We start from the raw sequence: 8,916 nt of genomic DNA, 5'->3' as shown, positions 1-8,916 counted from the left end.
CCCCCGCTGAGCGAACCACGCCCGCGGGTCGTTTCGAAGCATCGCTCGGTCGCGACTTCGAGCAGGACATATTGTGGATCGATTATGACGCGGCGCTGTCGCTGCACCGCGTGATCGTCGGCCGCCGCATCGATAACCGCGCCGGGCGGCTTGCGTCGCCGACGCCGAGTGACAACCGCATCTCGTATGGCTGCGTCAACGTACCGCCCGGTTTCTACGACGGGGTGGTCAAGCCGCTGTTCACCGGCACGGTCGGCATCGTCTACATCCTGCCGGAAACCAAGCCGCTGCGAACCGTGTTCGCCGTACCCGTCGCCGCGCACTAGCGGATCCCGCCGATCCTCTCGCACGCCGGAGGATTAGGATATCCTGTCCACTACTGGCACCAGGGTCGTTCGCGATACCATTTCGTCAGCACGTATTTGACGCCCTGCTCGACCGGCATACCTTGATGCAGAGACGCCGGATTGGGCGCGCCGAACTCGTCCATATTGTTCCAGATCACCAGATTACCTGCTTTTGGCGCAATCATTACGCCCAGGCTCGGGAAGTTCGTCCGTCCACCCGCCTCGGGTTCGTTAAGGAAGGTCATCGCCGACCAGGTCCGCTGGCCGCCCATCGTCACCTGATCGTGCCAATAAGCCTGGGCGGTATCGAAGTAGTCGTGATGCGGCTTGAACTCCTGCCCGACCGCATAGCGCTGGCCCTGCGACGCCTCGCCGTAGCGCGGCTCGAGCCCGGTCAGCAGATCCAGCTTGGCCTCAACTGCAGTTACAGGGGCCGGGCCCGGGTAGAGATAACAGGTCTCGCTGGTGCGGTGCGACGATGCCGTGCCGGTGCCGACGACCGGCGACGGCACGCGGTTCGCATCGATCAGCGCAATCAACGCCGCGCATTCCTCAGGCGCAAGAAAGTTGCGGACGACGTAGAGTTCGACGCCGTTCGCCGGCATCCGAACTGCATTGGGATAGCCCGTAACATGATCACGGACCCACGCGGCCGAACTTGATCGGGCCAGGGCTTCGATATGGCTATCGCGAAGATCAACCGTCGTCTGCCCATTCGGCGCAACAGCATTCGAAAATTGGGTCATGCGTTAGCGCCCCGACAAGATTATCAGATGATCCTACAGTCTATTATAGCCTAACATAAGTTATATTTTTATTAGGTGGATCTTTCCGTATAGATCTGTGTTGATCTAGTACGACCAACATAGGTTAGGCAGGTTGCGTGGTTTTCGCCACCACCCCGCCCTCATGGATGCGCTAAGTCGCACCAGACCGAAGAGGTCGGGAACATCCCCTGCTCCGCTGCCGGCGAGAGCGCTGGGTGACGCGACTGACTCGACATCGGCGGAGACCTACCATGCAACCGACATTTTTGACGGGCGCGGGATCGCAATCCCTTGCCAAGATACGCTCGACCGATGTTCGCGACACGGTCTCTCCCGCGCAGCGGATCGCAACCTGCGCGATGGCCGCGGCAATCGCCGCCGAAGCGGAGGACCAGCGTGTGACACAGCGTATCAACGGACGGCAGATCGAGCGCTTCCGGTAGGCACACCCTGATCGCCGCCTGATCGCATAGCGATCCGCGGCCTTCGAACGCCGCCACCCAATGCCAGACTCTTGCTCGTCCTCGCGCCTCGCGGGGCCAGGATTCCCATGTTCAAAAACATTCTCGCCGTCGTCGCAGCATCGCTGCTAGCGCTCGTCCCCCAGCCTGCCGCCGCACAGACGCTGATCCTGCCCGGCGCACTCCTGCTCGCCGGCTATCGCGCCACCTGTGGGCCGGTCGATACGATGATCCAGCCGATCGACGACATCGCAGCCGCGTACAAGGGCCGCATCATCCTCCACCCGCGCCTCCTCAACCTGCCGCGTGCGCAGCAGATCTTCTGGTACACGCATGAATGCGCGCACCAGATCTTCGGGCCGGGCGAAGCCGCGGCAGATTGCTGGGCGGTGCAGCAGGGCCGGATCCAGGGCTGGTTGTCGCGCGACGAACTGACCCGACTGGGCTCCTCGATGCGCGACTTTCCAGGCGATGCGACGCATGACGACGGTAGGGGACGCCTGATCAATATGGAAAAGTGCTTCGCCAAATGAAGCACTTACCCGGCATCGCCATTTCACGGTCCGGCACCACGCTGCAGCGCGTAAGCACGAAATGATGGGAACAGCTTCAGCGCGCGATCTGTTTTATCGCGACTAGGAGACCGCCATGTTCACCCCGCCCGTACGCTACACCCCCGACGTCGAAACCATCGCATTGGACGAACAGGATACGATCAAGCGATTGAACAGCGCCTTCGACATCATCCTTGAACGGACCGCCGAGGATTACGGTCACGCGGTTCGCTCTGTCCATGCCAAGTCGCATGGCATATTGCGCGGCGAGATGCTTATTGACGGCGACCTGCCGCCAGAACTCGCACAGGGCCTCTTCGCCAAGCCCGGCACGCATCCAGTCTATCTTCGGATGTCGACCAACGCCGGCGATATTTTGCCCGATACGATCAGCCTGCCGCGCGGCCTCGCGATCAAGGTGCTCGACGTCGAGGGGGAGCGACTGCCCGGTGCGCAAGGCACAACGCAGGATTTCATCATGGTCAACGGCAAGGTCTTCCAGGCCAAGACCGCGGACAAATTCCTTGGCAATCTCAAGCTGCTCGCCAGAACCACCGATCGGATCGAGGGCGTGAAGAAGGTCGCCTCGGCGACGTTGCGCGGCGTCCGTCATGCGATCGAAGCGGTTGGACTCGAGCCACCCGCCGCGCTCAACTCACTCGGCGGTGCGCCCCAGGCCGAGCCGCTTGGCGAAACCTATTATTCGACCACGCCCTTTCGCTACGGCGCGTATATCGCGAAGTTCAGCATCGCCCCAGTCGCGCCGGCGATGACCGCGCTGACTGGATCGGAGATCGACGTCGACGGTCGCGACAACGCAATCCGTGAAGACGTGCAGGCCGAAATGCGCGGCATCGATGCGGAATGGGAGTTTCGCGTGCAACTCTGCCGGGACCTCGAAAAGCAGCCGGTCGAGGATCCGACGGTGGCCTGGGACGAACAGGACGCGCCGTTCGTCAAGGTTGCCACGATCCGCGCCGCGGCGCAGGACAGCTGGGATCCGGCGCTCGTCCAGGCGGTCAACGAAGAGATGCGCTTCGGGATCTGGACGGGTCTCGCCGCGCACCAGCCGCTCGGCAACATCAATCGTGCACGCAATGAGGCGTATCGCCACTCCGCCGATTTCCGCGCCCGCGTCAACGGCTGCCCTTATCATGAGCCCGCTGCAACGGATGCATGAAACGCCGCAATATGCCTGCGGTCAACGGACGCTGAGGAGACCGATCATGGATACGAGACGTTCGCGATCGTGATGCTGGAATGCAAGACGGCAGTAATTCGGTGTCGAGCACGGGAGCGGTATCTGGCGATATCGCTCCCGTGTTTCATACGGGTATGAAGGCGACGATCAGGCGAGCGTCAGTCCCACCTCTACGTTGCCGCGCGTCGCGTTCGAGTAGGGGCATATCTGGTGCGCGGCATCGATCAGTTCCTGCGCGGTGCCGCGGTCCAGCCCGGGCAGGTCGACGAGCAGATCGGTGGTGATGCCGAACCCGCCAGCCGAGCGCGGGCCAATGCCGACCGTCGCGGTAACCTTGGCATCGTCGGGAACCTTGACCTTCATTTGCTGGCCCGCGACCTTCAGTGCGCCGATGAAGCACGCCGAATAGCCCGCCGCGAACAGCTGCTCGGGGTTGGTGCCGTCGCCGCCTGCCCCGCCCAACTCCTTGGGCGTCGACAACTTTGCTTCGAACCGGCCGTCCTCGCTCGAGGCAGCGCCTTCGCGGCCGCCGATAGCGGAGGCGGTTGTGGTGTACTTGACGTCGACGGACATAAAGATCTCCTTCTCGTTATAATGCTTATCGCGGTTCCTATTTAGGATTGGGGCAGCATCGCGTCCAGTCTCCGCACCGACGCATCGCAGATTTTCCTCCTGAAACGCCTCAATGCGAGAGTGGTGGATTGGCTCGGCAGACGAAAAGGCTAGGATCACCACATGATCGCACCGCTCAACCACCCACTCGGGCTGGATAATCAGCTATGTTTCTCGCTTTACGGCGCATCGATCGCGATGGGGCGCGTCTATAAGCCGATGCTGGACGAGCTCGGCATCACCTACCCACAATATCTCGTGCTACACGCGCTCTGGGAGCAGGATGCGCGGACAATCGGTGCGATCGCCGAGCGGCTGGCGCTTGAATCCAGCACGATCACACCACTGGTGAAACGCCTTGCGGTCGCCGGGCTGGTGACCCGCGAGCGCGATCCGGCCGACGAGCGCAACGTCCGCGTCAAGCTGACCGACCAAGGTCACGCCTTGCAGCAGGAGAGCGCATGCCTCGCCGAAAACGTACTCGCGCGGACCGGGCTAACCGCTGCGGAGATCGCAGTATTGACCGGGCAGATCCAGACCCTGCGCCGCGCCTTGGCGGAGAGCAGCGATAACGCGTGAGTGCGACGGGGTGACGCCGCGGCGCGATGATTGCGTACCGTCCACAGTACATCCGCAACCCAGGTCGCCGCCGCGGCGTTATAGGCTGCACGCATGATCAAGGTCGCCAGCTATAATATCCACAAGGGCATAGGCCTAGACCGTCGGCGCAATCCCGAGCGCGTGGTCGAGGTGTTGCGCGAGATCGACGCCGACGTGATCGCGCTCCAAGAGGCGGATCGCCGGTTCGGGGCGAAGGCGTGCGTTCTGCCGCACCATCTTCTCGAAGAACATAGTGACTGGGTTCCGGTCGACTTCGGCCTGCGCTCACTCAGCATGGGCTGGCACGGTAACGTCATCCTCGTTCGCAAGTCCGCCGAAATTCTCGGCTGCACGGCAATCCACCTGCCTGCGCTCGAACCGCGCGGCGCGGTGATGGCCGACGTGCGCCTGCCGGGCGGCATGATACGCGTGTTGGGCATGCACCTCGACCTGTCGGGATTGTGGCGGCGCAAGCAGGCGGCGGCAGTCATGGCGCACGTCGACACATGCGCGCACCGCCATCCGACCGTGATGATGGGTGATCTGAACGAATGGAGTGCGGGCGCCGGGTGCCTGCGCGATTTCGCGCGCGACTATGCGTTCGCGGAGACGGGGGCGAGCTTCCACTCACGGCGCGCGATCGCGCGGCTCGACCGGATCATGGTTTCGCGCGAATTGAACGTGGTCGATTGCGGCGTGCATGCCAGCCCGGCGGCGCGGAAAGCGTCGGATCATCTGCCAATCTGGGCTATGCTTGAACCCAAGGTGCTCGAACCGACGGCCTCAGGCTCCTAATCGACACCCGGACGAGGATGTAGAATGCGCGAGAAGGAACTGCGACTGGCGCTCGTCTGCTATGGCGGGATAAGCCTCGCGGTCTACATGCACGGCATCACCAAGGAGATCTGGCGGCTGGTCTGCGCCAGTCGCGCATTTCATGACGGCGAGGCGCCGAAGGGCGGCAGCCAAGGCGTGTATCATGCGCTTCTCCAGGAAATCGAGGATCATGCCTCGATCCGGGTGCGGGTTCTCGGGGACATCATCGCCGGTGCCAGCGCGGGCGGGATCAACGGCATCTTCCTCGCGCAGGCGATCGCGACCGGCCAGAGCCTCGATCCGCTGACCGACCTTTGGATGACGTCCGCCGATGTCGAGGCGCTGATCGATACCGAAGCGGCACCGCGATCGCGATTCTCGAAGGCATGGGCGATGCCGTTGGCGTGGATGGCGGCGGGGCGGAGCACCGACAAGGTAGACGCGCTCGACGAGCCGACGCGTGAGGAAGTACGCACCAAGCTGTCGCATTTCATTCGGTCGCGATGGTTCGAGCCGCCGTTCGGGGGGGAGACCTTCACCAACCTGCTGCTCGATGCGTTCGACGCGATGGCCGCCAGCGAACGCGGACCGCGGCTGTTGCCGCCGGGTCAGCCGCTCGATCTGTTCGTGACGGTGACCGACTTTTCGGGACATCCCGAACGCCTGCAGCTCAATTCGCCCGCCGAGGTGGTCGAGACCGAGCACCGGCTGGTAGTCGACTTCACCGACAATGGCGGCGTCTGCGACACGCTGGCGCCGCGCGCGGAGCTGGCGTTCGCGGCGCGTGCGACGTCGAGTTTTCCGGGCGCGTTCCCGCCGTTCACGGTTGCCGAACTGGACGGTGTTCTGGCGCAGCGCAAGATCGCGTGGCCAGGACGCACCGAGTTTCTGGCGCGCGTGTTGCCCCGCCATACCGCAGCGAACGCGGCCGAAGGCGCCGTGCTGATCGATGGGTCGGTGCTCGCCAACGCGCCGTTTCGCCCTGCGCTCGATGCGCTGAAGGACCGCCCCGCACGTCGTCAGATCGACCGGCGCTTCATCTATATCGACCCCTCCCCCGGCATCAAACTGCGGCTGAACCGCGGCGAAGGCACACCCGGCTTCTTCCAGACGATTATCGGCGCGATCAGTGACATTCCCCGCCAGCAACCGATCCGCGACAATCTCGAGGCGATCGCCGAACGTTCGGCGCGGATCGACCGGATGCGTGGGATCGTCACCGCGATCCGTCCCGAGGTTGAGGCCGATGTCGAATCGCTGTTCGGCCACACGCTGTTCCTCGACCGGCCGACCGCGCCCCGGTTGATCGCATGGCGGCGGCGCGCGCAGAAGGCGGCCGCGACGAGTTCGGGCTATGGGTTCGTCGCCTATGGCCACCTGAAACGCAGTGCAGTGATCGAGACGATCGCCGGGCTCTTGTACCAGGCGGGGCGGCATCACAGTCCGCGGCGGCTGGATCAGATCCGGGCCGCGATTGTTGCGCGGGTCGCGGCGACGGGGGCGGACCAGCTGGGCGCGGGGTTTGCGAACGGGGCCAGTCCCGCGTCGATCGCCTTCCTGCGGACCTTCGACATCGGCTTCCGCATCCGCCGGCTGCGGCTGATGGCGCGGCGCCTGTCGGAGGTCGAGACCGCCGCCGACGAACCCGAACTCGCCCCGATGCGCGATGCGATCTACGAATCGCTGTCGCCCTATCTGGATCGGCTGCGTGGTGAGATGCATGCCGGGATGCACGACGCCGTCCGCGCGATGAAAGGCGACGCGATCGCGGTGCTGGAGACGCTCGGGCGGACGTTCGACCTCGAACGCCTCGATGCAGAAACCGACCAGCGGCTGGCGGAGGCGTTTGCCGCACTAGCAAAATCTGCGCGACGGACGCTGTTGCTCGCCTATCTTGGCTTTCCGTATTTCGACACGGCGACACTGCCGTTGTTGCAAGGCGAAGGGCTTGACGAGTTTGATCCGATCAAGGTCGATCGGATCGCCCCGGACGACGCGACCGCAATCCGGTCCGGGGGCGCGGAGGCGACGTTGAAGGGAATCCAGTTCGGCACGTTCGGTGCGTTCTTCAGTCGTGCCTATCGCGAGAACGATTATCTCTGGGGGCGGCTGCACGGATCGGAGCGGATGATCGACATCACCGTCTCAACGCTCCCACAGACCGTGCGGATGAAACCGGGGCGGGTTGCGGCGATCAAGCGCGCGGCGTTTCTGGCAATCCTCGACGAGGAGGAGCCGAGGCTGACCGCAATCCTGCCGCTGATTGCGCAATTGCGGACTGAAATCGGCTAAGGCCCCTCTTGTTCGGTAGAAGACTGGCCAAAAGGGGCACGTGACGGTAGCTCTGCATTTCCAACCCCGTTTCGGCGCGGTTGGTGCAAAAAAGAGGGTCGCCGCATGCAGTTCCTGAAAATCCTGTTCTGGTGCCTGTTGGCGTTCGTCGCCGCAGTGTTCACCATAAGCAATTGGAATGCCGTGCAGATCCAGCTGTGGGGCGGGCTTATCGCGGACGTGAACCTGCCGCTGCTGCTGCTCGTGACGTTTCTGATCGGGTTCGTGCCGACGATGCTCTATAGTCACGCCGTCCGGTGGCGGCTGCGGCAACGTCTCTCGACATGCGAGCGCGAGTTGCTGGAGCTGCGCACGCCACGACCCGAGCCGATGGCGATGCTTCCCGCTGAAACGCCGGTGACGATCGCGCCGCTCGGTGCGCCGACCGCCGTACCACCGGGTGTCGCCTGATGAGCAACCGTGTCTACGTCGCGCTCGACACGCCCGATCTCGCGCGCGCCAAGGCAATCGCCGCGCGCGTCCGTCATCATGTCGGCGGTATCAAGCTCGGGCTCGAATTCTTCGCCGCGCACGGCCAGCCCGGTGTCCATGCGATGGCCGACCTCGCCCTGCCGATCTTTCTGGATCTCAAGCTGCACGACATTCCCAACACCGTGGCCAAGGCGGTGCAGGCACTCGGGACGCTGAACCCAGCGATCCTGACGGTGCATGCGAGCGGCGGGCGGGCGATGCTCGAAGACGCCAAGGCAGCGGCACCGATCGGCACGAAGGTGATCGCGGTGACGATGCTGACCAGCCTCGATGCGTCCGATCTCGCCGCGACCGGCGTTACCGGCGGCGCGCACGATCACGTCACGCGGCTCACCGAACTCGCGCGCGAGGCAGGCGTCGACGGGATCGTCTGTTCGGGCGCGGAAGTCGCCGCGGCCAAGGCGATCTGGCCAAAAGGGTTCTTCGTAGTGCCCGGCGTGCGCCTTCCCGACGGCCAGATCGGCGACCAGAAGCGCGTCGTCACGCCGCGCCAGGCACTCGACGCGGGGGCCTCGATCCTGGTGGTCGGCCGTCCGATCACGCAGGCCGAAGACCCTGACGCCGCCGCCCGCGCGATCGGCGCGACGCTGTAAAGGCAACCCGACTGTACGATCCTCCCCCGCCAAGGGGAGGTGGCAGGCACAGCCTGACGGAGGGGGCGGTACGCGACACAGTGGTTGCGTGTCCGCCCCCTCCGACGCCGTCGGCGCCACCGCCCCCTGGCGGGGGAGGATC

The 8,916-nt window shown here is 64.3% G+C and carries 10 protein-coding genes and 1 pseudogene; 9 read left to right on the top strand and 2 right to left on the bottom strand.

The genetic code is table 11. The features are described from left to right. Positions 1-326, top strand: a pseudogene (locus ASE88_RS12660) (L,D-transpeptidase); the annotation flags it as partial. A 50-nt stretch (positions 327-376) separates the two neighbouring features. Here ASE88_RS12660 and ASE88_RS12655 read toward each other — a convergent pair. Beyond that, positions 377-952 (bottom strand): prolyl hydroxylase family protein, encoded by a 576-nt coding sequence (locus tag ASE88_RS12655; RefSeq protein WP_055872587.1) that lies wholly within the window; start codon positions 950-952, stop codon positions 377-379. Positions 953-1,365: 413 nt separating this feature from the next. On the opposite strand from ASE88_RS12655, the gene ASE88_RS12650 reads away from it, so the two are divergent. The 3 genes from ASE88_RS12650 to ASE88_RS12640 all read left to right on the top strand — a co-directional run bounded on the left by ASE88_RS12650 (position 1,366) and on the right by ASE88_RS12640 (position 3,309). Continuing rightward, positions 1,366-1,557: a hypothetical protein gene (locus tag ASE88_RS12650; RefSeq protein ID WP_055872589.1), complete on the top strand. Its 192-nt coding sequence runs from the start codon at positions 1,366-1,368 to the stop codon at positions 1,555-1,557. A 107-nt stretch (positions 1,558-1,664) separates the two neighbouring features. Then, positions 1,665-2,108, top strand: a complete 444-nt coding sequence (locus ASE88_RS12645; protein WP_055872592.1) for a hypothetical protein — start codon at positions 1,665-1,667, stop codon at positions 2,106-2,108. Between the two features lie 115 nt (positions 2,109-2,223). Continuing rightward, positions 2,224-3,309, top strand: coding sequence for a catalase family protein (locus ASE88_RS12640; RefSeq protein ID WP_056478329.1), 1,086 nt, complete (start codon positions 2,224-2,226; stop codon positions 3,307-3,309). A gap of 168 nt (positions 3,310-3,477) precedes the next feature. Here the strand turns inward: ASE88_RS12640 and ASE88_RS12635 are convergent, their stop codons facing one another. Further along, positions 3,478-3,903: an organic hydroperoxide resistance protein gene (locus ASE88_RS12635; protein ID WP_056478328.1), complete on the bottom strand. Its 426-nt coding sequence runs from the start codon at positions 3,901-3,903 to the stop codon at positions 3,478-3,480. Positions 3,904-4,065: 162 nt separating this feature from the next. Between ASE88_RS12635 and ASE88_RS12630 the strand changes: the two genes are divergently transcribed. From ASE88_RS12630 to pyrF, 5 genes are all read left to right on the top strand, one after another. Further along, entirely contained in the window at positions 4,066-4,521 is a 456-nt protein-coding gene (locus ASE88_RS12630; RefSeq protein ID WP_055872599.1) for a MarR family winged helix-turn-helix transcriptional regulator, read from the top strand. Positions 4,522-4,614: 93 nt separating this feature from the next. Further along, positions 4,615-5,337, top strand: coding sequence for an endonuclease/exonuclease/phosphatase family protein (locus tag ASE88_RS12625; protein ID WP_055872601.1), 723 nt, complete (start codon positions 4,615-4,617; stop codon positions 5,335-5,337). Positions 5,338-5,361: 24 nt separating this feature from the next. Further along, positions 5,362-7,650: a patatin-like protein gene (locus ASE88_RS12620; protein ID WP_056478327.1), complete on the top strand. Its 2,289-nt coding sequence runs from the start codon at positions 5,362-5,364 to the stop codon at positions 7,648-7,650. Between the two features lie 105 nt (positions 7,651-7,755). Beyond that, complete coding sequence (locus ASE88_RS12615; RefSeq protein WP_055872604.1) at positions 7,756-8,100, top strand: lipopolysaccharide assembly protein LapA domain-containing protein; 345 nt, start codon at positions 7,756-7,758, stop codon at positions 8,098-8,100. Beyond that, positions 8,100-8,774, top strand: a complete 675-nt coding sequence (gene pyrF, locus ASE88_RS12610) for an orotidine-5'-phosphate decarboxylase (RefSeq protein ID WP_056478326.1) — start codon at positions 8,100-8,102, stop codon at positions 8,772-8,774. Before ASE88_RS12615 ends, pyrF begins: the two co-directional genes overlap by 1 nt. The last annotated feature ends 142 nt before the right edge of the window (positions 8,775-8,916 follow it).

Source organism: Sphingomonas sp. Leaf38 (assembly GCF_001421825.1).
Taxonomy (GTDB): domain Bacteria; phylum Pseudomonadota; class Alphaproteobacteria; order Sphingomonadales; family Sphingomonadaceae; genus Sphingomonas.
The sequence above is the reverse complement of the archived record's forward strand: the minus strand, read 5'-3'. Positions and strand labels throughout refer to the sequence as shown.